The following is a 22714-nucleotide window of genomic DNA, read 5'->3' as shown; positions in this document are numbered from 1 at the left end:
GGCAGGCTGACCCCATGAGCCCCGACCTGCTGCTGGCCCGCCGAGACCTCGCGTTCCTGCTCCACGAGTGGCTCGACGTGGCGGCGCTGTGCGCGCGGGAGCGGTACGCCGAGCACAGCCGCGACACCTTCGACGCGGTGCTCGACCTGTCCGCCGAGCTGGCGGCGGCGCAGTTCGCCCCGCACAACGCGCTCAGCGACGCCCAGGAGCCGCAGTTCGACGGCGAGAAGGTCACGATCGTGCCCGAGGTGGGCGCGGCGGTGCGGGCCTTCGCCGAGGCCGGGCTGGTGTCGGCCGCGATGGACGAGTCGGTCGGCGGCGGGCAGCTGCCGCACGTCGTACAGCAGGCGTGCTTCGCGTGGTTCCAGGCGGCCAACGTGTCGACGTCGGGCTACCCGATGCTGACCATGGCCAACGCCAACCTGCTGCTCGCGCACGCCTCACCCGAGCAGGTCGCGCGCCTCGTGCCCCCGATGCTCGACGGACGCTGGTTCGGCACCATGTGCCTCTCCGAGCCGCAGGCCGGCTCCTCGCTGGCCGACGTCGCGACCCGCGCCGTACGCCAGCCGGACGGGACCTTCCGCCTGTTCGGCAACAAGATGTGGATCTCCGGCGGCGACCACGAGCTCGGCGAGAACATCGTCCACCTCGTCCTCGCCCGGGTCGAGGGCGCGCCGCCGGGCGTGAAGGGGCTCTCGCTGTTCGCGACGCCGAAGTACGTCGTGAGCGCGTCCGGCGATCGGGGCGAGCCCAACGACGTCTCCCTGGCCGGGCTCAACCACAAGATGGGCTTCCGCGGCACCGTCAACACGGTGCTCAACTTCGGCGAGGGCCGGCACCTCCCGGGCGGTGCGCCCGGCGCCGTCGGCGAGCTCGTCGGCGAGGAGGGCCGCGGCCTCGCGGTCATGTTCCACATGATGAACGAGGCCCGGATCGGGGTCGGCGCCGGCGCGGTCGCGCTGGGCTACACCGGCTACCTGCGCGCGCTCGCCTACGCGCGGGAGCGGGTCCAGGGCCGTCCGCTCGCAGGCAAGGACCCGGCCACCCCGCCGGTCCCGATCGCCGAGCACGCCGACGTACGCCGGATGCTGCTCGCCTCGAAGTCGTACGTCGAGGGCGGGCTCGCGCTCGTACTGCGCGCCGCGCTCCTGCTCGACGAGCAGCACACCCACCCGTCCGCCGAGGCCCGCGAGCGCGCGGGCGCGCTGCTCGACGTGCTGACCCCGATCGTGAAGAGCTGGCCCTCGCAGTGGTGCCTGGCGGCCAACGACCTGGCCATCCAGGTCCACGGCGGCTACGGCTACACGAGGGAGTACGGCGTCGAGCAGCTCTACCGCGACAACCGCCTCAACCCGATCCACGAGGGCACCCACGGCATCCAGGCCCTCGACCTGCTCGGCCGCAAGCTGGTCCAGTCCCGCGGGACCGGCCTGCAGCTCCTGCTCGAGGCGGTCCGGGAGACCGTCGACCGAGCCCGGGGGACGGGTGACGAGGTGCTCGCGTCGTACGCAGAGCGGGTGTCGGCCGCCGCCGACCGGTTCGCCGCGGCCGTCGCCGCGGCGTGGGAGTCGGGTGACCCCCACGCCGCTCTGGTCAACGCGACGACGGGCCTCGAGGCGGCCGGCCACATCGTGGTGGCCTGGACCTGGCTCGACCAGCTGGTCGCGGTCGGCGACCGCGGAGGCGCGTTCTACGACGGCAAGCGCGCCGCCGGCCGCTACTTCCTCACCCACGAGCTCCCGAAGGTCGGGCCGATGCTCGACCTGCTCGCGGGCGGTGACCAGCTGTTCAACGAGGTCGACCCAGCCACCCTCTAGCCCACCAGCCGATCGAGGTTGTCGAGCTCGTTGGTGCGACCGGCGACGATGCGCCCGGTCCACTCCTCGTCGTGCAGCCGCTCGGACTCCATGACGACGTCGGTCCCGGTCGGGGTGCGCTCGAGGGTGACGACGGTCAGATGGTCGTAGGGGGCGACGCCGGGCACGAAGTCGATCAGTGACACGTAGGCCAGCCGGGTCGGCTCGACGACCTCGGTGAACTCCTTGTGCGACGCCGTCGACAGCGGCATCCCGGCCTGCTCCATGAACGCGACCTGCTCCGGGCCGGTCGCCGTCATCGTGTAGTCGAGCGAGCCACCCGGGCGCACCTCGATCCGGTCGACCGTGGTCTCGAACCCGTCGGGTGCCCACCACGCCGCGATGCCCGCGGCGGTGGTCCACAGCTCCCAGACGCGCTCGGGCGGGACGGGGAGGCTGCGGCGAAGGGTGACGGTGGTGTTGTCCTGCATGGTGGTTCTCCTCAGGGGCGTTGGTGCCATTCACTCCAGGGACGGACCCGGCGCCGGGTTCTCGACATCGACCGCGAAGAATTCCTGGAGGCGATCTGCCACCGTGCGTAGCCTCGAGTCATGACGGGCGAGCCCTCCAACATGTTCGAGGCGATCTACGCCGGGGCCGAGGCCGGTCAGGCGCGCCCGCCCTGGGACCACGGCGCCGCCCGGCCCCAGCTGGTGGAGTGGGCTGAGGAGCAGGGGCTGGCGGGCGGCGGCCGCGAGGCGCTGGTGGTGGGGTGCGGCTACGGCGCCGACGCCGAGTACCTGGCCCAGCTCGGGTACCGGACCACAGGCTTCGACTTCGCGCCGACCGCGATCGCCGCCGCCCGGCGCAAGCACCCCGCCAGCACCGTGACCTACCTCGTCGCCGACGTCCTGGACCTTCCGTCCGACTGGCACGGCAGGTTCGACCTGGTGGTGGAGAGCCTGACCGTCCAGTCGATGCCGCCCGAGCAGCACTCGTCGGCCGCGCAGACGATCGCAGCGCTGGTGGCTCCCGGTGGCACGCTGCTGGTCCTGGCCACCGCGCGCGATGACGGGGTCGAGGTCGCCGGACCGCCGTGGCCGCTGACGCGGGGCGAAGTCGAGGAGTTCGCTGCCGGTGGGCTCGAGATGCGTCGGGTGGAGCGGATCGAGGGCGGCGGCTGGTGGCGGGCGGAGTTGGCCCGAGGGGCGTGACTGGGCGCCTCGACCTTCCCGGAGAGCTGGGCTGGCGTCCGCGGTTGCCAGCCCACTCGCGGCGGACTGACGCAGCTCGCCGAGTACCCGCCGACGACCTTCGACTGAGTTCCCAAGCGGGCAGTGTTTCGACCGCCGACCTGTGGGCGAGCATCTCCGTCCAGTGGCACGAGGGGGAAGTATTGAAGCCAACCGTGGCACCTATGTCCGCGACTCGACCGGGCACCGTGTCAGGGGGCTCGGTCAACGTGAGAGGCGCCCGAATTCGGCCCGATCGCTTGGTCTCTGGGCACCCGAACACGCCACCCTCCGCCCCAAGCACTTCTCGGGTGGAATCGATGCTCGTCGCGCCATCGGTCATGGTGGTTGAGCGGCACAGTCTCGGCCCCAACTTCTACAACTGGCCGCTGGAGTGGCCAGATCACCTTCGCCCGGCTGTCTCGCCGCGTGCTCTCGACAACAGCGGCAGCATTGTCGGGCGTCGTCAGCACCGACTCGATGATGAGTAGACCAACTCCGTTGCAGGTGCTGAGTTGCGCGTGTCCCGGGCGCCAACCAGTCGGGAGGAACGGCCGGTAGTGCGCATCCTCGGCGGCGGGACCAAGCGCGGCGAGGCGCAGGATGTATCCCGTCGGGGGCCGCCGCCACATCCGAAGCTCGGTGAGTTGTGCTTGCCAATGTGCCCGACTGCGATCGGTGAGAACGGTCTCGCCCTCTCGCTGCGTCCAAAGACGGTCACGGCCGAGGATGTATTCGATGTCCTTGAGCCACGCCCACCCCGCGATAATCGCCATCTGACCAGCGTCTAGGGTGGCGCGCTCTCCGCGGGCTAACGGCTTCAGGATGGGTGCGGCAGGGTCCTCGAACTCTCTACCGAGACCACGGTTACAGTCCGGGCATGCTCGGAATACCACTCTTGGCGGCCATTGTCCATTGATCGGGGACTCAGCCAGCGCCGCTTGGAGTTCATTGCGCGCCCATGTAGGGAAGATGTCCTCCTCCTCTAGGAGGTCAGCGTGCTGAGCGCAGAGTGCGCATCTCCCAGGACGTCGTCGAGCCACACGCGGAGCGTAAGACAACTGCTCGTAAGCCCGCTCGAGGGTTGCCGACCGGCCGACGAGGCCGAGGGCCTCAGGCGATTACGCGGTGCAGGGAGGGTTTCGTCCGATTCGGACGAGTCCGTGATGCGGCAGACTGGGACAAACAGGCTGCCCCGCGATCGGCGCTCGGGCGGGTTAACGGCCTTGGATTTCCGCGATGGGGACTGCTGAACGATCAGGGGACTTCTAACTACGCTGCCGGAGTTCGGTGGCTCGCAGGTGGCGGTGTGACGCAGCTTTGTTCGCGGTTAGGAGTGGCGGCGGAGTGCACATGCAGATCGGTCGCGGGTATAGGAACGTCGCAAGCCCCCGCATCGTCTGCAGCCACACTTGTTCACTTTCACCGTGATGCCGTGCAGCGCCTTCGTCTGCATAGAGTCACTCGGGACCGCGAGTCACAAACAGATAGCCCGCCTCATCGTTGTTTGGATCTCAACTGAGAGTGACCTTCAAAGTGAAGGTGGGACGACCGGCACCAACGCGTCCAACATTTCTCTCGGCTCAAGCTTGAACGAACCACCTTGATACTGGCGAGCCACTCCTCGAAGCGCGCTTCGGCCTGCGTCGCTGGACAGGTACTCGGCGAGCTGCTTCGCCGTCCAACTGCATCCACGTTTGAGAGTCATGCCGTACAGGTTGTTCGAGGGAACGGCTTTGGCCAAGTTCACGATGAACCGGTAGCGGTCTCTACTGAACGGCGTGAAAAGAAGGTCGGGTGCGGCCACCTTCTCGACATCCCACCAGTTCTGTCGGTCCTTGGTGAGATATCGGTGCTGGAGGCCGTGGGATTCACCTTCCGCGATGTAGGCGGCGATAGGGTCGCCCTCATCTGGCTTTTCGGTTAGGTGGAGGAGCCAAGCGGGGTGACCGGCATCTGCGAGAGCGGCGTGCTTCGCGTTGGTCAGGGTGTTTCCGTCGACGTGTGTGGCGCGGGTTATGCCTGGAACGAAGTGATGACGTCCTAGGCGCTCAGCAGTGGTGTCATCGACGAAGAAGAAGTGGTTGGCTCCGGTCGCGGTTCCGCGCCGTGTGGTCACGAGCTCGCCGAGCTTCACCAGTGCGACGTTGCCCCCGTTCGGGGGAATGGTGGCGCGGCCGAGGGCTATGGAGTCGAACCGACCGGGCGCGGGGCCGGTGCGAGGGACGACCTGTTCCGATCCCACTGAGACCGAGTCCGGCGTGTAGCGGAGGCGTTCAATGGTGAACGGTTGTTCGACTCCCCGCTCTGGGCCGACGTACAGGATCATCGCCGTCACGCGGGTCCCGGGGAACACTTCGGTTTCAACCGGGAAGTACGAGAGTCGAACATGCCGGCGGCCCTGGGTCCACAGCCATGCGCGAAGTTCGGAGCCGTACTTGGTGTAGGACCAGTTGCCGGGAATCAGCAGGCAGGTGGAGTCTTCTGGACGCAGGCTGCGCAGGATTGCTGCCGTGAAGTGGGTGGAAAGCCCGGCAAGGCGATTCGCGACGAGATCCCCTGATGCCTCGAAAGCCGATGCGCGAAGTGCCGGGGACATGTCGTGGACGCGTGTGTATGGCGGATTGCCCAGAAAGAGACGGGGTCCCGTCAGCTCGACTGCGGAGGTCGTGAGCCACCTCAGGAAGTCGTCAAGTTCATGGTGGATCTGGTTGCCACTACGTCGAATCGTCGATGGGCGTGCGAGGAGCATGCCGAGGGTGACGACGTTGATGTCGATGGCGTGAATGTCTGATTCGGGCCAGATCGCCGGTGCGGCAAGAGTGAAGGCGCCTACGCCTGCGCCGGGGTCGATGACGTGGTTCGGAATCGTTGGGAGTTCGGAGTGACAGAGGGTGAGCATGTGCTGGACCACATGAGGAGGGGTGAAAAAGGTGCCGAGGTGACGTCGATTGGGGCCCGCGATGATGCCCTCGTAGATGGCAGCGAGCGCGTCGATCGGTCCGTTGACGGCGAGTACTGCTCGCAAGCGGTCGGCAAGTTCGTTCAGTACGCGTGAGTCGGGTTGTATGCGGGCGTGCGGCCTGAGCCAGCCGACGATGTCCTCTGGGACGTCAGCGTCAGCGACTGAGCTCGGGTCGATGACCTCGGCTACCAGGGCGCCAAGTGCCGCGAGGGCTCGTCGTTCGCTTGTGGTCGTGCCTGGCACGGCAGTTTCGGGGAGAGCCCGGTACTTCGCGGTTCGTGTCCACGCAATCGCGTCGGTGACCACGACCAGTGCATCTTCGGCTGAAGGCATCTGCGAACTGCTCACGAAGGATGACGGCGCCGAGGTCTGTTGGCTACGCAGTGGCGCGGCAGTCACAGGTCGGGAATTCTTGGGAGCGAGTTGATGGTCAGCGAAGTCGGGTTCTTGATGCCGATGTCAAAGGTCGCCGGTGGAAGGTGCTTCAGGTACTGGTCGACGTCGGCCGCGGCAATCTCACCGTCCGCCATCGCGGCACGGAGAAGGTGTGCGAACGTAACCACCGTGAGGCCCAGGCCGGTGGCAACCTTTCGGGCGGGACGCTCGTTGCACAGCAGCAAGCTGTTCTCGTGTTTTGCGACCATGATTGCGTCGATCTCTCCGCCATTGGCGTTGGGGTCGGGAGTCACCGTGCGTCCCTGGAGCTGAGCGCGCTTGATGACCTCCGCCTCGATCTGCTTGCGCAGCACGTCGCGAACGGATTGGTTCAACTGCCGATTGTCGACCTTCAGCATTGAACTCTTATACGCCCGCAGTGCGGGAAGACTGAGGGCGTCGTTCTTTACGCTGCGGTTGTAGAGCTCGGAATGAACCGTCGCCGGCTTGATGACGTCGATGCCGTTTGCGACAAATCGGCGCCGAAGGAGGTCGAAGCCGTTTGTGCCGAGAGCGCCGACGCACAGAAGAGGACCGGTGTCGGCGACGACGACACTGGTCTTCTGCGGTTGCGCCTTCGGCGGCTGGGCGGTCACTTCAACTTCGGGGGAAGGAGGCGCTGCATCGCAGCTTCGGATGCGTCCGCCGCCGTTGCCCACGCCGAGTCGGCGAACGCTGGCCAGTAGTCGGGTGCGAGCCGGGTGGCGTCGACTCGTTCGACCGGTTGGTCGGCGGGGTAGTACTGATCGTCGACGACAACCACTGGGTCATCGAGGCCGAGTGGCACCAGGTCCGGGTGTGCTTCCGCGAGCGCATGACCGACCTCGAGGGCGTCGTCGGCATCGCTTGGGTCCTCGACCGCGGAGGCAGCTATGTGATGGATGCCCGCCCTCCAGTACCGGGTGGTCTGGAGTCCGGCAAGTGGACCGTTGTAGATCACGGCTGCCAGCAGTTGTCCCAACCCGCTGGCAAGATTCGTTTGAGCGGCGCGGAAGCTATCGACCGTGATGCCGAGAGCTGTGGCGGCATATATGTCGGAGACCACGAAGGTCGGGAATGGCAGCGCCCGCTGGGCCAGCCATCGAAGCCACGCGAGGTGGTGACGGTTCTTGGTCGTTGTGTTCATCGGTGGCCGGCACGCTAGTACCTGCCGACGGGCGGTGTGCGCCCATGGCTCGGCTGGAATGTCGAGCCACTTGAGTCCAACGTCGGTCGGGCCGGTCTCCCAGTCGGTCGGGTATGTGTGAAGTGCCGTCGCGAGCGCCGCGAGCTGCTGGTTCGGGTCGACGCCGTCCTCGTTCTCCTTGGTCACCGCCCATTCCAGGTCGTACTGCGCAGCCACCAGAGGCTGTCTGACCGCTTTCGGAAGGCCCTGTGCGAGTTGAGCGAGGTTCGAGGTTCGCATCGTGATGCCGATGGGGCCCTTGGACCGGTCGGAAAGTTCGACGGTGGCGGAGCGAAGCACGGCGGCGAGCGCGAGCCCGTCCGGTGGCACGACGGCTACCGGGAGGCCGGTCGGTAGGTCCCAGTCCTCGTTGTCGGTCCTCGCGCGCAGGTTGAAGTACTCATCGACAGCGAGAAGTGTCGCTGCCCGCAGGTGTGACTGGGTGATCTCGATCGGGTACAGCCACTGTGCGTCCACGCCGTGCCTGGAAAGGTCGAGTGCTTGTCCCTTCTGGTCGTCATCATCGACAAGGTAGATCGTGGGCTTGTCAGTCACCGAGACTCCTCGGGGCTTTACTGGGTCAGGGCGGACGGGGAGGTGTTCTGAGGTCATTTTGATCGACGGCGTGCGAGGTCGGGCCGCGGGTCCGGGATAATGACCTCGACTGCGGTCGCGTACCCGGCGGTGGGATCGACGAAGGAGGCCTCGCCGCCGTAGTCCTCGGCCAGGTTCCGCACAATCGGCAGACCTAGGCCCATGCCTTGACCGAGGATGACGTCGACTTCGGTGGTGCTGGACTCGAACGGCCGGAAGTACCGCGTCCGGTCCTTCTGGCCGACCCGGGCGCCGGTGTTCTCGACGCGCAGGTGAAGGCGGGCGTCGTCGTCGATGCCAGCGGAGATCGCGATCTTGCCGCCGTCGCCGGCGAACTTGATGGCATTGCTGAGTAGGTTCGTCATCACGATGGCGACCTCGGCCGCGAACATCGGTGGAGACTTCAGTTCTGGGTCGATGCCCAAGCTGACCTGCAGGTTGCGGTCCTGGATACGGGGGGCGAGGAGCCTCAGAACCGACTGAACGCGGTCCTCGACACGCATGCGGGTGCGGCGACGCCGTGCGTCGGGGCCGACAATTTCGGTGAGGTAGCTCGCCTGGCGAGTGAGGGAGAGGACGAGCTCGTCGGCTGCCCCGATGATGGTGCGCAGTTCGCGTCTCTGTGCGGTGCCAATTGACTTCGATGCGGTCAAGTCCGACAGCAAGGCGTCGAGAAGGCGACGCAGTGTCTGTGCCTGTCCAAGGAGACCGTTGATCTCGTGGATGAAGGCGCTGTACTGCGCACCGACTGAGGCCAGCGCACGCAGGTTCGCCTGCTCGTTCTCCGCGGCTTCTACGCGGAGCGAGATGGACCGGAGCACGGACTGGAGTTCGGAGTGCTTTGTCCGAACCAACGATTCGGTCGGAGCCGAGCGGATGTCTGAGGCGGTGATCGCCGCGGCGGTGACCAGTCGTTCCAGCTCACTTGTTGCGGGGACCTCGGCGTCGATGATGTCGTCGTCAGCCGCAGGTTCGTCGCTTTCCGAGTCGCCGTCGTTGGAGGCCTCGTCGTCATCGGCGGCGTCGTCGGACCCATCGCCGTCCTCGGCTTCCTCGTCGGCGTCCTGGGTCGCTTCGTCGCCGGCCTGGCCGTCGGTGTCGCCGTCCTCGCCGGATGCGTCGTCTTCGTCCTCGTCGTCTTCAGGTTCGAGTTCGGACTTGTACTGGGCCGCTAGGTCTCGGATGGCGGCGCGGGTCCGGGTGACCAGATCCGGTCCGGTACGCACCATGTCGCGCAGCGCGATGAAGTAGGTGTCGGGAACGAAACCTTCGCGGTTGACGAGCGCCTGAAGATGCTTGACGCCGTCCTCGGTGAGGAACACAGCCCCGTAGTAGGAACGGTTCCCGAGAAGGACGAAACCTTCCCTCGCTCGCCGGTCGAGGTCAATGTCGTCCGGGATGTCTAGGTCGCGGACTCGGCGGACATAATCGGCATCCAGGCCGAGCCAGTCATCTCGCCGGCCGCCGTAGGGGAGAACCCGGAAACCCTCGAGGAAGACCCGGATGCCTGATTCCTGCATCTCGAAGGCGCGTAGCCCCCCGGCCTTCCGTGAGGTGCCGACGGAGCCTTCGGTGATAAGGATGCGAGCCTGGAAGAACGGACCGTCTTTCGGTTGCGGGTGGTCGCGGCTGTAGGTGCGGCCCAGAAGCCACTCATCGGCGTAGGGACCCAGTTCATCAGGCAGGCTCCGTTGCCTACGCAGCGTCGGGGCAATTCCGTAGGTGATGCCCTTGCTGTTGGCGTCGATTTCCAAAATCCAGTCAGCGCGCTCGGTGAGCGTCTGCCACATCTCTTCACTGCCCGCGAGCTCTCCGGTGAACTCGACCTCGAACCCCGGGTCTTCCTTTCCCGAGTCGCGGACCACCGGGTACTTGAAGAGCACTTCTCGGTCGACCGCGGTGGTGGGGAGTGGAGCGACGAGTACGCGGGCCGGTTGACAGCTCCGGATCTCGCTGAGGAAGTCGCTCAGGCGTCGGCTCGGCCAGTCGCCGCGAAGATTCTCCAACGCCATCGTGGTCCCGTGGGGGGACCCTTCGGCAGGTTCGAGGGGGAGCGCGTACAGCGACTCTTTGTCGAGGGCTGTGATGTCGTCGCTGCGCTCTTCCATCGCGTCCCAGTTCAGGGTCGCGCGAACGCCGAACCGCTCGTCGCCTTCGTCGCCGAGCATCAGGTCGTCAGGGACGCTGGTCACTTCAAGGCGGCTCGAGAGTTTGTGAGCTGCGAGCCGTCCGATGCCTTTCGCTCCGGTGAAGCGGCGCAGATACTTCGGGGATCGACGGTTGCCGGTCTCTTTCGTGCGACCGGCGATGCGGAGGAACGAGTCCTCGAATCGCTTCAGGGTCATGCCCAGGCCGTCGTCGCTGACGACGATGCGCCCGTCCGGTTCGCCGAGCCGTTCTCCATGCACTGTCACAGCGGTCGCGTCCGCGTCGTAGGAGTTCTTGATGAGCTCAAGCAGGGCGGTGGAGTCGCGCCCGACTAGGAGTGCGCCGAGTTCGCGAAGCAGGTGGGTGTCGACCGAGAAGGAAAGCTGACGTGGCTCGGCCAACACAACTCCTTTTCTCAGCTCGGATTCAATGACGCTCCATGGGATCTTAGAAGACTTCTTCCTGGATGCGGCGTGGAGGGGAGGCGCGCCGTGCCCCGACCCGCGGTCTTGTAGTCAGGCGTCCTAGACAGAGCTTGGAGCGTCATTCTGGGCGAACTGACGCACCGCCGCAGTCAGATCAGGCAGACGCGGGCGCGCTGCCCTCGTACCGCACGTCATACCGCGCGGGGTAGACCTCGCCGATCAGTGTGCCGTCGGTGGTGCGCAGCGGTTCGGCGACGGTCGTGCCGTACCGGGTCACGACGCGGAGTAGGCCGTGCGGGGTCTCCCACCGGTAGGCGCCGAGGCCGAGCTGGCGGGTGCGGTAGGGGAGGTGGGTCTTGGCCCGGTGGTGTCGGCGGGTGAGTGGGGCGTCGTTGAGGTCGCCGGTCTGGCCGGGGGGTCCGTTCTTGTCGTAGGGCGTGACGTGGTCGTGGTCCAGGCGGCGGGTGCGGGAGGCGGAGTGGGGGAAGACGTCGCCGCCGGTGCGGAGCTGGGTGCGCTCCTTGCAGGCCGTGGGGTGCTCGTAGGCGTCGACGGCGGTGCCGGAGTTGAGGTCGATGACCGGGTGCAGGTCGATGGAGCGGTGGCGTACCAGGGCGGCGATCTGCTCGAGGAGCATCGGTCCCAGGTCCTCCACGCGGGCGACACCGGTGGCGACACCGGTGGCGACACCGGTGGTGAGACCGGTGGTGAGACCGGTGAGGACGGCGGCGTCGATGTGGACGTAGACGGTGGCTTTGCGCGGTGCTCGTGTGGTCGTCGGCGCCGGGGGAGTCTCGGGTGTCTCGGGCTCCCGGAGCCCTTCGAGGAAGCGGACGGCGGCATGGGGGGCGGCGAGCAGTTCGACCGCGCGGGCTCGGAGCTGGTCCATGGTCGCGACGTCGTCCTCGTCGTCGGGGACGTGGTGGTCGGCCAGGGCCTGCGCGAGCTCCTCGACGCTGGTGGTGAACTCGAGGGCGCCCGCGTTGGGGAGCCTGAGGGTGATCGGCTGGACGCCTGCCTGGCCGTCGATGTCGGCGACCGCGTCGCCGGCGCGGCGACGGCGGGCGAACACGCCGACGCGGGCCTCTTCGGCGGCGATCCGGTCGCGGTGGGCCTGCGGGTCGGCTTCGATGATGCGGGCCTCGGCGAGCTCGATCAGCTTGCCCGGCGTCAGGTCGCAGGCCGCGGCGAGGGAGATGTCGACGATCTCGACCGCGGCGCGGGTGAGGTTGCGGGAGAGGTCGGCGATCCTGCGGGCGACCCACACCTCGACGTCGAGGCGCTGGACCCGCTCCCACAGGCGGGGGAGGCGGTGGCGCAGGTCGAGTGCCGCGGCTGCGCGGTGGGAGGTGGCGATCCATCCGGCGTTGCTGGCGACGGCGAACTCGGCCATGCACAGCTCGGAGGTCTGCGGCGTGCCCTCGCCGCCCAGGCGCACGAGGCGGTCGCCGCCCAACCGCACTGGTACGGCGCCCGGTTGGGACTGCGGGTCGAGCGAGTGCAGGTCGCACCAGGCCAGGAGTCGCAGCAGCGCGTCGACCTCCAGCTGCCTCCTGTGGCGCACGCCGGCCTCCTCGGCAGCGAGCAGCTCCGCTGCGCTGGTGTCGACGGTGGGTGCCATACGAGTATGGTAGTCGAACTGGTGTTCGATATCAAGCGGATCGGGACGCCGGTCGTCCGAGCCTCTCCCGCCCGTGCGTGGCGCGCCAGGGAGCCTCGTCCGGCCCCTTCGGCACGATCCCGGTCGGGTTGATGTCCTCGTGCACGACGTAGTAGTGCTGCTTGATCTGGTCGAAGTCGATCGTCTCGCCGAAGCCGGGCGTCTGGAACAGGTCGCGTGCGTAGGCCCACAGCACCGGCATCTCGCTCAGCTTGTTGCGGTTGCACTTGAAGTGGCCGTGGTAGACCGCGTCGAACCGCGCCAGTGTCGTGAACAGCCGCACGTCGGCCTCGGTGATCGCCTCGCCCATCAGGTAGCGCCGGTCGGTCAGCCGGTCCTCCAGCCAGTCCATCGCGGTCCAGAGGCGGTCGTACGCCGCGTCGTACGCCTCCTGGGTCCCGGCGAAGCCGCACCGGTACACGCCGTTGTTGACCTCGGTGAAGACCCGCTCCATGACCTGGTCCATCTCCTCGCGGCACTCCTCGGGCCACAGGTCGGGTGCGTCGGGCCGGTGGTGGTCGCGCCACTCGAAGAAGAGGTCGTGGGTGATCGCCGGGAAGTCGTTGGTCACCAGCGACCTCGTCGGTACGTCGACCATTGCCGGGACGGTGACGCCCCGGTCGTACGACGGGTCCCGCGCCAGGTAGGCCTGCTCGAGGCGCTCGTAGCGCAGCACCGGGTCGACGCCACCGGGATCGAGGTCGAAGCGCCAGCTGCGCTTGTCGTGGGTCGGTCCGGCCAGGCCGAGCGAGACGACGTCCTCGAGGCCGAGCAGGATCCGCACGATGATCGAGCGGTTGGCCCAGGGGCAGGCTCGGGCGGCGACCAGGCGGTAGCGCCCAGGCTCGACGGGCCAGGTCGGTACGTCGAGGCGGGCGACGTGGGGGTCCTGGCTGTGGCCCTCGTCGCGGGTGATGCGGTCCGGGACGTACCTCGTGTCCCGTTCGAAGGCCTTGCCCTTCGTCGCGTAGGCCACGCCCGGCTCAGTCCTTCTTCACCGCGTCGGCGATGTCGGCAGGAGTGGCGTCGACATGGCCGGGGTCGGCCTGCGCGTCGATGCCCGTGACGGGCGGCGGGGCAGGCGTCTTGCGGGGACGGGGCTTCGCGACGGGCGCCGGGTCGAGGCCGAGCTCCTCGGTCACGTTGACGGGCTCGTCGGGCGAGATGGTCGGCGTCCGCTCGGCGTCCCCACCGCGCACCCGCCGGGCGGCCGTCCGGGCCATCCCTACGACTGTTCCGGCAACGGTTGCAGGTGCCTTCGCGGCGGCGCCGGCGATGTGCTTGATCGTGCCGATCGGGGCGAGGTGGATCACGGGGAGCTCCTCCGCTGGTCGGGTCTCGGGGACGCCCCGCCAGTACCCGGTGGCGTGGAGGGCACTCGCCACCGGGTCCGCCTGTGAGGCACGCCTCCTAGGGGCGTACCAGCGCGACGTCGAACGTCGTCCCGGGCGGCGCCTCCGGCCCGAACGGCGGCGGTAGTCCGAGGTCGAACCGGCCGTTGACGCTGCGATCGTGTCGCCCTTGACCGCCATGGTCGTGGGCACGTGCAGCCGGTCGGACGTGATGGCGTCGGCCAGGGTGCCGGTGGTGAGGTCGTCCGACAGGCGAGCTCGACGATCGTGCTCGCGAAGTTCTCGACCACGAAGAGCCGGTGCCCCTCGAGCTGGAGACCGTCCGGCGTACCGGGGGCCAGCTCGCCGCCGGTGATCGTGATCGCCGTGCTCACGCCGGTGTCCGGGTCGACGAGCGCGCCGAGGCGGGCACGGCGAGGAACACCACGGTCGCGAGCGCGAGGGGCAGGTGGAGCCGGCTCGTGGCAGGCTCAGCCGACCGACGCGATGAAGCCGACCGCCTCGGCGGAGATGGTCGCCAGGTCGCCCATCTCGACGACGGGCACGACCTCCATGTCGAACCAGGTGCCGAAGGTCGCCATGTCGCGCACGACCGCATTGACGTCGTCGGTCGTGACGACAGCGAACCCGCCCCTGGCGTCCGCGCGACCCACGAACTGCTCGAAGGTGACGGTCTCGGACGGCGTCCACTTGCCGAAGACCTGCAGAGACCGGGCGATCTCGGCCTCGCCCAGGCTGGGCTTGGCCAGCCACGAGATGACGTACTTCATTGCGACCTCCTCGGAGCGGTTCGGTCCCTCTCCGGACCGTACGCCGCTGCGGGACGGCCGGCATCCACCATTCGTGGCACGCGGCGGCCGTCGCCCGGGCGATCACCCCCCGGCGCCCGCGCGGTCCGCGAGGGCGTCGATGACGGTGGGGCCGACGTCGACCCCGTAGAGCCGCTCGAGGCTCTGCATCCCGCCGGGGCTCTCCGCGTTGATCTCCACCACCTTGCCGCCGATGATGTCGATGCCGACGAAGAACATGCCGTCGGACACCAGCTTCTCGCTCATCGCCCGCACGATCCCGCGTTCGACCTCGCCGACCTCCATGCCGACGGGGTGACCACCCTTGCTGATGTTCGCGCGCGTCTCGTTGTCCTTGGGCACCCGCCGGAACCCGGCCGGCGTCCCGTCCCGCTCGAGGATCTGTCCGTCGAGCAGGAAGATCCGCGCGTCGCCGTTCTCGCCGCCGTCGACGAACTCCTGCACCAGTGCGTAGCCGTCCTGGAGCACGGCCTCGGTCATCTGCGCCAGGTTCGTGTCGCTCCTGTCGCCGACCATGAACACGTTGCGGCCCTTGGACCCGTACAGCGGCTTGACGACCGAGTGCCCGACCTGACCGACGAAGCGCTCGATCGCCTCCGGGTCGCGGGTCACGAGCGAGCGCGGCCGGATGCTCTCCGGGAACTCCTCGAGGTACAGCTTGCTGGTTGCGCGGACCAGCGAGCTCGGGTCGTTCACCACCGTGACGCCCCGGTTCTTGAGCATCTGGCCGAACACGGCGCCCAGGGGGCTGGCCCACGGTCGCGCGTGCAGCTCGTCGATCGACTCGTTGCGCAGGAACAATGCGTCGAGGTCGTCCATCACGACTCGTCGGACCTCGCCGTCCTTGATCCGCTCCATGAACGTCTCGAGGGTGTCCTGGCCGTTGAGCTCGGCGCGGTGCGCGCGTGCCACGAGCCGTCCGTCGTCCTGCCCGAGCTCGAGGTCACCGACCCCGACGTACCAGACCTCGTGCCCGCCCTGCGCCGCGGCTCGGGCGAGACGGGTCGTCGTGTACTCGTCCACCTCGGTGGCGACGTCGTTGACGAGAAGTGCCAGGCGCACGTCATCACCCTCCCTCGTACAGATCGGTCACCGACACCCCCGCGCGCAGGCGCTCGAGGCGCGCCTGAGCGCCGGGCACCTCGAGCCATCGGGGCCGCACCCAGGGCGCGGTCAGCACCCCGCGGTCCAGGAGGTCCTGGACCAACGGGAGGTGGTCCAGCGCGAGCTTGCCGACGAAGAGCGGCTCGAGGTCGGTTCCCTCGGCCAGGGTCTCGAGGATGTGCATGATGCCGCGCAGGTAGATCGCGTCCTTCACCGAACCGCCCCCGACGACGACCCGGACGGCGATGGACCACGCCGTCCTCGGCGGCAGCTGGTGCTCGGCGCGCAGGCTCTCGAAGATCTCCAGGAACCCGGCTCCGTCGAGCATCTGACCGACGGCGAGCACCCTCGCCGCCAGGACGCGCAGTCGCCGCGGGTCCAATCCTCCGGTGAGGTACTCGGCGAGGACGGCGAGTCCCTCCTGGGTCTCGTCGTAGCCGGGAAGGCCGACCGTCAACAGGGTCAACGGCTGGCGTGCGCCGTTCTGGTAGGTCACGACGTGGGTGCCCACCTCGTGGTGGACGAGCGGCTCGACCCGGTCGGCCCTGAACGTGGCTGCCTCCGGGATGAGCAGCCGACCGAAGGACACCATCAGCTCAGAGACGTCGTCACGCACCTCGATGTCCGCCGAGAAGTCCGGCTGGACCGAGCGGTAGCGGTCGATCTCCGCGCGAGCCGCGTCGGCGAACACGCCGGCGGTGACGCTCTGGGTGCTCGGCGGCGGAGCCGGGACGGCGTCCAGCAGCTCGCTCGCGGCGGCCGCGAGCGGCGACGACACTCCGCCGTACAGCTGCAGCGAGCCGTAGACGGCGCGCGACGTGTCCCGGTCCACCAGCACGGTGACCTGCCGCGCGATCTCGTCGCGCTTCGCGCAGAACAGCGTGTGCAGCGCGGGGTCCGCCACGTCCTCGACCCGGACGTCGTAGAGGTCACGGAGCGCGAGGTCCGGCGCGAAGTCCAGCGGCCGGAGCCGAAGGGTGGGAGCGGTCGCGAAGTCGCTGTGCTCGAAGTCAGCCCACGCCTCGGCGGCGTTGACCGGCGTCGTGTTGAGCAGCAGGTTCACGCCTCGCTCGAGCTCCGCGAGCCGGGTGTCGATGTCCAGCGCCGGCGCGAGGTCGGCGGTCGCGGGCGACATGCTCAGTCCTCGTGGTGCTGCACGGAGTCGAGGGTCATGGGCCTGCTCCTCATCGGCTGGGGACCGTCGTCGTCAGCGCGGTACCCGCCCAGCCGGTCGTCACCCGAGGGTGAGCCTGCTTTCGGGCGCCTCGTACCCCTGTGTGATGCTTTTCGTTCGCATCTAGCAGGCCACGCCACGACGACGGACACCGGGGGACAGGGTTGAGCGACATCGCCGCCGAGCTGGCGCGCGTCAAGGGCGCCTTCGGGCAGCCGACGCTGACCCTGCTCCACCAGCGACAGGCGCCGGTCGTGATCACGATCTTCCGGGCCGCGTTCGGCCGCAACAACAAGCCGATCCCGACCGCGCGGCTGCACACCCAGGTCGAGGAGCACCTCGCCGAGATCCGCGGCGCGGGTGACACGGACCTGCCGACGGGCAGCGGGCGCGACATCTGCCAGCGGTGGATGCGGGGGCAGTGGCTGGTGCGCTCGCTCGACGAGCAGGGCAACGAGGTCTACTCACTGACGTCCCACGCGCAGCAGGCCCTGGAGCTGGTCAAGAACCTCGCGCGCGACCGGGCCACGCTGAGCGAGCACCGGATCGCGACCATCCTGAGCACGGTACGACGGTTCAACTCCGAGGCGAACCCGGACCGCAGCGCGCGGGTGACCCTGCTCAACGACGAGATCGCGCGACTCAAGGTGGAGCGCGACCGGCTGGTCGACGGGGCCGAGATGGTGAGCGCGACCGAGGACTACATGCTCGAGGGGTTCACCGAGCTGCTGTCGCTGATCAGCGCGCTGCCGAGTGACTTCGCGCGGGTCGAGGAGCGGTTCGCGACCATCCGGACCGAGATCCTGGCGGCCTTCCGGGCCGAGGACCGTCCGGCGGGCGAGGTGATCGACGACTACCTCGCGCGCGCCGACGCCCTGATGACCGCGACCCAGGAGGGCCGGGCGTTCGAGGGGGCGTTCGCGCTGCTGCGCGACGACGGGCTGGTGACCCAGCTGCGCGAGGACCTCAACGCGCTGCTCGAGCACCCGCTGTCGCCGGGCATCCTCGGCGAGGCCGACCGGGCCGAGCTGCGGGGGACCGTCAAGCTGGTGCGCGACGGTCTCGACCGGGTGCTGGCCCAGCGCAGCCGGGTGACCGCGACGCTCAAGGAGTACATCGTCTCCCACGACGCGGCCCGCGACCGTGAGCTGGAGCAGACGCTGCGCCAGGTCGAGTCCGAGCTGATGACCTGGATGTCGACGACCGGGCCGCGGGCCACCCACGAGGTGTCCTTGCTGCCGAGCCGGGTCAACGTCGACCACCTGCGCGAGCGCTTCCACGACCCGGCCGACGACGTGCTGCCCGAGCCGATCACCGCGGCCGACCCGGCCGAGGCGCCGACCCTGTCGCTCGAGGAGCTGATGGCCCAGGGCGGCCCCCAGCTCGGCTCGCTGCGCCAGCGGCTGGACGACGCGCTGGGCGACCTGGTGCCCGCCGGCTCGCTCGGCGAGCTGTTCGACGCGCTGGAGCCCTCGCTGCGCCGCCCGGTCGAGATCTTCGGCCTGCTCCACCTGGCCGCCGACCGGGAGTGGACGACCGAGGACGCGCTGGAGGAGTTCGCCGCCGTCCGCCCCGACGGGTCGCGGCGCACCTTCGCCGTACCCCGCACCCCGCTTCCCGACCCCGACCTCGAGAAGAACCGAGAGGAGTCCCGCCGGTGAGTGTCGAGCTGGACGAGCCGACCGCTGAGAGCGACCAGGCCAACGACTTCGACGACCTCGACGAGGTCGCCGACGAGACCTCGGTCTCGCTGTTCGAGGGCGACGAGGGCGGACTGGAGTACGCCCAGCGGCACGCGCTGGTCACCCTGCTCAAGCAGCGGTTCATCAGCGCCCGGACCCACCCGCGCGACTGGCAGGTGCTGGTCGAGAACGAGCGGGTGATCCGCTCGCGGCTCAACGACCTCTTCCTCGACCTCCAGGTCGACCCGACTCGCGAGGTCGCCTGGAAGCGGCAGGCCACGTCCGAGACCGCCAGCCGGTTCCCGACCCTGCTCCACGACACCGCGTGGTCGCGCGAGGAGACCCTGGTGCTCGTCCACCTGCGCGACCGGCTGCGGGCCGGTCTGGCCAGCGGCGACGCCCGGGTCTACATCGACCGCGAGGACATCGTCGAGTACGTCGCCAGCTTCCGCCCCGGCCACGCCACCGACGAGGCCGGCGACGAGAAGCGGGCCCGCAACGCCGTCTCCAGCATCATCAAGGCGGGCCTGCTCATCGGGTCCGCGTCCGAGGACCGCTACGAGATCAGCGAGGCCGTCGAGCCGCTGCTCCCGCTCGAGCTGCTGCAGGAGCTGCTCGAGGCGCTCCAGCGGGCCAACGGCTCCGACGTGGAGGCCGTGGCGCAGGACGACGACCTGTTCGAGGAGGAGGACGCCTGATGTCCGTCGACGAGATGGAGCAGGTCGAGGGCACCGACGGCCTCTTCGACAAGGAGGTCGTCGCGACACCCGCCGACGACACCGTCCAGTGGCGCGCCGCGCTCCTGCAGCTGGTCAACTGGGGCGGCTTCGGCGGCCTGACCACGGTCCCGCTGCGTGGCGACGCGACGATGATCTCCGGTGCCTCGGGTGTCGGCAAGAGCACCATCCTCGACGCCTACACGGCGCTGATGATGCCGTCCGACACCAAGTTCAACGGTGCCTCCAACGACGCCGTCGCGGGCCGCGCCCGCAGCGCCGGCCAGCGCAACCTGCTGTCCTACCTGCGCGGCGCCGTCGACGTCGTCGACAACCCGAAGACCGGGCGGCCCGAGGAGAAGCTGCTGCGCGGCAAGGGCTCCGACACCTGGGGCGCGGTCGCGATGACCTTCGTCAACGACCAGGGCGGTCGGTTCACCGCGGTGCGCACCTACTACGTCCCACGCCGCGCCGCGCGCTCGGGCGAGGTGCAGATGCAGCTCGCCACCCACGAGGGCGCCCTGTCGCTGGAGACGCTGGAGGTCGCCGTACCCGAGCGCTTCCACGCCAACACCCTCAAGAAGCTGTTCCCCGGCATCCGCGTGCACCGCACCTACGCCGAGTTCGCGGCCGTGCTGCACGCGCGCCTCGGCATCGGCGCCAACGGCGACGGCTCCAAGGCGCTGCGCCTGCTGGCCCGGATCCAGGCCGGCAACCAGGTCCGCAGCGTCGACGAGCTCTACAAGGACATGGTCCTCGAGCGGCCCACGACGTACGCCGCCGCGGACCGTGCGATCGAGCACTTCGACGACCTCGACGCGTCCTACACCGCGATGCGCACCGAGGAGCAGAAGCTCGAGCTGCTCGAGCCGATCACCGACCTCCACGAGCGACAGGTCGCCGCGACCAAGCGGCTCGCCGAGCTCGACTCGTACGGCGTCACGCTCTCCGGCGACACCCCGCTGCGGCTGTGGCTGCTGCGCACCCACCTGCGCCTGATCGAGGCCGCCGTCGCCGGCAACCGCGACTCGCGGCAGGGCACGGTCGAGGCGCTGACCGCCACTCGCTCCGCCGAGACGACGCTCGCCGGCGACCTCGAGGCCGCGAAGGAGGCGCACCGCGCCGCGGGCGGAGGCGACCTGCAGGCGCTGGCCGCCCAGGCCGAGCACGAGCGGGTGATCCGCCAGGAGCGCGGCAACCGGCTCGCCGAGCTCGAGGAGCGGGTCTACCCGCTGGTCGGGCTCACCGACGCCGACGCACCCGACCTCGAGTCCGCCCTCGACTCGGCGACCGCGTTCGCCGAGCTGCAGCTGCTGGCTCGCAAGCGGCTCACCGCCGGCGAGGCCGAGCAGGCCACGCTGCGCGCCGAGCGCGACCGGGTCCGCGACGCGCTGGTGCCGCTGAAGAACGAGCAAGCGGTGCTCAAGCGCGAGCGGGCCTCGATGGAGAACCGCAACGGCCGGGTGCCGTCGTACCTCCACGACCTGCGGGCCGCCGTCGCCGACGCGAGCGGGCTGTCGGTCGAGGAGCTGCCCTTCGTCGCCGAGCTGATCGACCTCGCGCCCGAGGAGGCGCGCTGGCGTACGGCGATCGAGACCGTCCTCGGCGGCACGGCCCGGATGATGCTGGTCCCGATCGGCCGGCTGGCGGAGTTCTCCAGCGCCATCGACGGCCTGCGGCTGCCCGGCAGGCTGACCTTCCAGGGCGTCGAGCTCGACCTGCCCGAGACCGGTCCCGCTGACCCCGAGCGGGTCGCGGGCAAGCTGCTGTTCAAGGACTCGCCGTTCTCCGGCTGGGTCCAGCAGCACGTCGAGGAGCCGTCGCGCAACGCGTTCTGCGTCGAGAGCGCCGCCGATCTCGACGGTCCCGGGTTCCGGGTCACGGCCGCCGGCCAGACCCGCAACGGCGACCGCGGCACCCACGGGCGCAGCGACCACCGCAACATCATCGGCTTCTCCAACGAGGACGCGATCGCCGAGATCGACGCACAGCTCGAGGAGCTCGAGCGCAGGATGGAGCAGGTCGACGCCCAGCTCGCCGACCTCGACCGGCGCGGCCGGCTGTTGGAGCAGCAGCGCAAGGCGTACGACGCCATCGCCATGGTCCGCTTCGACGACGTCGACGTCGCGGGCAGCGACCGGCGCATCGCCGAGCTGGAGCAGCGCCGTACCGACATCCTCACCTCCGACGACCAGCTCAAGGTGCTCCAGGCGCAGATCGACGAGCTGGTCCACCGGCTCGACGACGCGCGCCAGGAGCGGTTCGCGCTCGAGCAGAAGCAGCGCGAGCTCAACTCCGGGCACAGCGAGCTCGTCGACTCCGAGGACCTGGTCAAGGACCGGCTCGAGGCGATGGAGAAGGGCGGCGCCGTCGAGCTGAGCGAGGAGCAGGAGGCCGCGCTGGCCGCCGACTTCGCCGCGGCCGCCGCCCCGTCCGACCCCGAGGACCTCGACCGGTTCGCCGACAACTCCCACCGGTTGGGGGAGCGGCTGCGCACTGCCGTCGCCGACGCCGAGGCCGAGATGAGGCGCTGCGACGACGACCTGGCGCTGATCTTCAAGCACTACAAGTTCCAGTGGGACTCGCCCAACCTCGGCGCGACCGCCGACTCGTACGCCGACTACGCCCGCATCCTCGACGAGATCCGCGGGACGGGCCTCGCCGAGCGCCGCGCGGAGTGGCGCCGCCGGCTCACCGAGTGGAGCGGCCAGGACCTGGTGCCGCTGCTCGGAGCGATGTCCTCCTCGGTCGAGGAGATCGAGGACCGGCTCGAGCCGATCAACGCGATCCTGCGCCGTCTCGAGTTCGGTGGTGCCTCCGGCGACCGGCTCCGGATCCGGCTGCGCCGCCTCGCGCCCGCCCACGTGCAGGTGTTCCTCAAGGACCTGCGGGCCCTGTCGTCCGGGGTGAGTGGCGAGCTCGACGAGGCCGCTCTGGAGAAGAGGTTCACCGACCTCAGCCGGTTCATGCAGCAGCTGCGCAAGCCGGCCCAGTCCGGCGACGGCCCGACCGTCACGACCGACCGCGACCGGCTGCTCGACGTACGCCGGCACGTGGAGATCAGCGCCGAGCGCTATGACCACCTCACCGGCGAGCTGCGCGCGACGTACCGCACGCTGGGGGAGAAGTCCGGTGGCGAGAGCCAGGAGCTGGTGGCGTTCATCGTCGGCTCCGCACTGCGCTTCCGGCTCGGCGACGAGATGCGCTCGCGACCGCGGTTCGCGCCGGTGTTCCTCGACGAGGGCTTCGTCAAGGCAGACTCCGAGTTCGCGGGCCGCGCGGTGCAGGCCTGGAAGGGCCTCGGCTTCCAGCTGATCATCGGCGTCCCGCTCGACAAGGTGACCGGCCTCGAGCCCCACATGGACGAGCTGCTGGCGATCACCAAGAACACCACGACCCACCAGTCGTGGATCACGCCGATCACCAACGCGGAGCCGGCCGAGGGCTGATCGTCGCG

The 22714-nt window shown here is 69.1% G+C and carries 16 protein-coding genes; 5 read left to right on the top strand and 11 right to left on the bottom strand.

Going from position 1 to position 22714, the window contains the following annotated elements; all coding sequences use genetic code 11:
• Nucleotides 1-14 precede the first annotated feature (14 nt).
• Complete coding sequence (locus tag FBY23_RS17160) at nucleotides 15-1817, top strand: acyl-CoA dehydrogenase (protein WP_141799255.1); 1803 nt, start codon at nucleotides 15-17, stop codon at nucleotides 1815-1817.
• Here FBY23_RS17160 and FBY23_RS17155 read toward each other — a convergent pair.
• Nucleotides 1814-2287 (bottom strand): SRPBCC domain-containing protein, encoded by a 474-nt coding sequence (locus FBY23_RS17155; RefSeq protein WP_141799254.1) that lies wholly within the window; start codon nucleotides 2285-2287, stop codon nucleotides 1814-1816. The two genes, FBY23_RS17160 and FBY23_RS17155, sit on opposite strands and share 4 nt — an antisense overlap.
• A 120-nt stretch (nucleotides 2288-2407) precedes the next feature.
• Here FBY23_RS17155 and FBY23_RS17150 point away from each other — a divergent pair, with 120 nt between their 5' ends.
• Nucleotides 2408-3010: a bifunctional 2-polyprenyl-6-hydroxyphenol methylase/3-demethylubiquinol 3-O-methyltransferase UbiG gene (locus tag FBY23_RS17150; protein WP_141799253.1), complete on the top strand. Its 603-nt coding sequence runs from the start codon at nucleotides 2408-2410 to the stop codon at nucleotides 3008-3010.
• 1549 nt (nucleotides 3011-4559) lie between these two features.
• On the opposite strand, the gene FBY23_RS17145 is transcribed toward FBY23_RS17150, so the two are convergent.
• From FBY23_RS17145 to FBY23_RS17100, 10 genes are all read right to left on the bottom strand, one after another.
• Complete coding sequence (locus FBY23_RS17145; protein ID WP_141799252.1) at nucleotides 4560-6326, bottom strand: hypothetical protein; 1767 nt, start codon at nucleotides 6324-6326, stop codon at nucleotides 4560-4562.
• A gap of 62 nt (nucleotides 6327-6388) precedes the next feature.
• Complete coding sequence (locus FBY23_RS17140) at nucleotides 6389-7024, bottom strand: hypothetical protein (protein ID WP_141799251.1); 636 nt, start codon at nucleotides 7022-7024, stop codon at nucleotides 6389-6391.
• Complete coding sequence (locus FBY23_RS17135) at nucleotides 7021-8148, bottom strand: hypothetical protein (protein WP_141799250.1); 1128 nt, start codon at nucleotides 8146-8148, stop codon at nucleotides 7021-7023. Before FBY23_RS17135 ends, FBY23_RS17140 begins: the two co-directional genes overlap by 4 nt.
• Before the next feature lie 53 nt (nucleotides 8149-8201).
• Nucleotides 8202-10736 carry a sensor histidine kinase gene (locus tag FBY23_RS17130; protein ID WP_141799249.1) on the bottom strand — a complete coding sequence of 845 codons (2535 nt, stop codon included), beginning with the start codon at nucleotides 10734-10736 and terminating at the stop codon, nucleotides 8202-8204.
• A 178-nt stretch (nucleotides 10737-10914) separates the two neighbouring features.
• Complete coding sequence (locus FBY23_RS17125; RefSeq protein WP_141799248.1) at nucleotides 10915-12381, bottom strand: hypothetical protein; 1467 nt, start codon at nucleotides 12379-12381, stop codon at nucleotides 10915-10917.
• 31 nt (nucleotides 12382-12412) lie between these two features.
• Nucleotides 12413-13396, bottom strand: coding sequence for a glutathione S-transferase family protein (locus tag FBY23_RS17120; RefSeq protein ID WP_141799247.1), 984 nt, complete (start codon nucleotides 13394-13396; stop codon nucleotides 12413-12415).
• 7 nt (nucleotides 13397-13403) lie between these two features.
• Nucleotides 13404-13805 (bottom strand): hypothetical protein, encoded by a 402-nt coding sequence (locus FBY23_RS17115; RefSeq protein ID WP_141799246.1) that lies wholly within the window; start codon nucleotides 13803-13805, stop codon nucleotides 13404-13406.
• A 437-nt stretch (nucleotides 13806-14242) separates the two neighbouring features.
• Nucleotides 14243-14542 (bottom strand): DUF3303 domain-containing protein, encoded by a 300-nt coding sequence (locus FBY23_RS17110; protein ID WP_141799245.1) that lies wholly within the window; start codon nucleotides 14540-14542, stop codon nucleotides 14243-14245.
• A gap of 102 nt (nucleotides 14543-14644) precedes the next feature.
• The gene (locus FBY23_RS17105) at nucleotides 14645-15643 is read right to left on the bottom strand and encodes a glutathione synthase (protein ID WP_141799244.1); all 999 of its coding nucleotides are present in this window, start codon (nucleotides 15641-15643) and stop codon (nucleotides 14645-14647) included.
• Between the two features lie 4 nt (nucleotides 15644-15647).
• Nucleotides 15648-16820 (bottom strand): flavohemoglobin expression-modulating QEGLA motif protein, encoded by a 1173-nt coding sequence (locus tag FBY23_RS17100; protein WP_141799243.1) that lies wholly within the window; start codon nucleotides 16818-16820, stop codon nucleotides 15648-15650.
• 203 nt (nucleotides 16821-17023) lie between these two features.
• Here FBY23_RS17100 and FBY23_RS17095 point away from each other — a divergent pair, with 203 nt between their 5' ends.
• The 3 genes from FBY23_RS17095 to FBY23_RS17085 are packed head-to-tail and all read left to right on the top strand — an operon-like array spanning nucleotide 17024 to nucleotide 22706.
• Nucleotides 17024-18520 (top strand): DUF3375 domain-containing protein, encoded by a 1497-nt coding sequence (locus tag FBY23_RS17095; protein ID WP_141799242.1) that lies wholly within the window; start codon nucleotides 17024-17026, stop codon nucleotides 18518-18520.
• Nucleotides 18517-19239: a DUF4194 domain-containing protein gene (locus FBY23_RS17090; RefSeq protein WP_222117853.1), complete on the top strand. Its 723-nt coding sequence runs from the start codon at nucleotides 18517-18519 to the stop codon at nucleotides 19237-19239. Before FBY23_RS17095 ends, FBY23_RS17090 begins: the two co-directional genes overlap by 4 nt.
• Complete coding sequence (locus tag FBY23_RS17085; RefSeq protein ID WP_260806064.1) at nucleotides 19239-22706, top strand: ATP-binding protein; 3468 nt, start codon at nucleotides 19239-19241, stop codon at nucleotides 22704-22706. The genes FBY23_RS17090 and FBY23_RS17085 overlap by 1 nt, the downstream gene beginning before the upstream one ends.
• Nucleotides 22707-22714 lie beyond the last annotated feature (8 nt).

The organism is Nocardioides sp. SLBN-35 (genome assembly GCF_006715725.1).
Classification (GTDB): domain Bacteria; phylum Actinomycetota; class Actinomycetes; order Propionibacteriales; family Nocardioidaceae; genus Nocardioides.
This window is presented reverse-complemented; position numbering and strand designations above follow the sequence as displayed.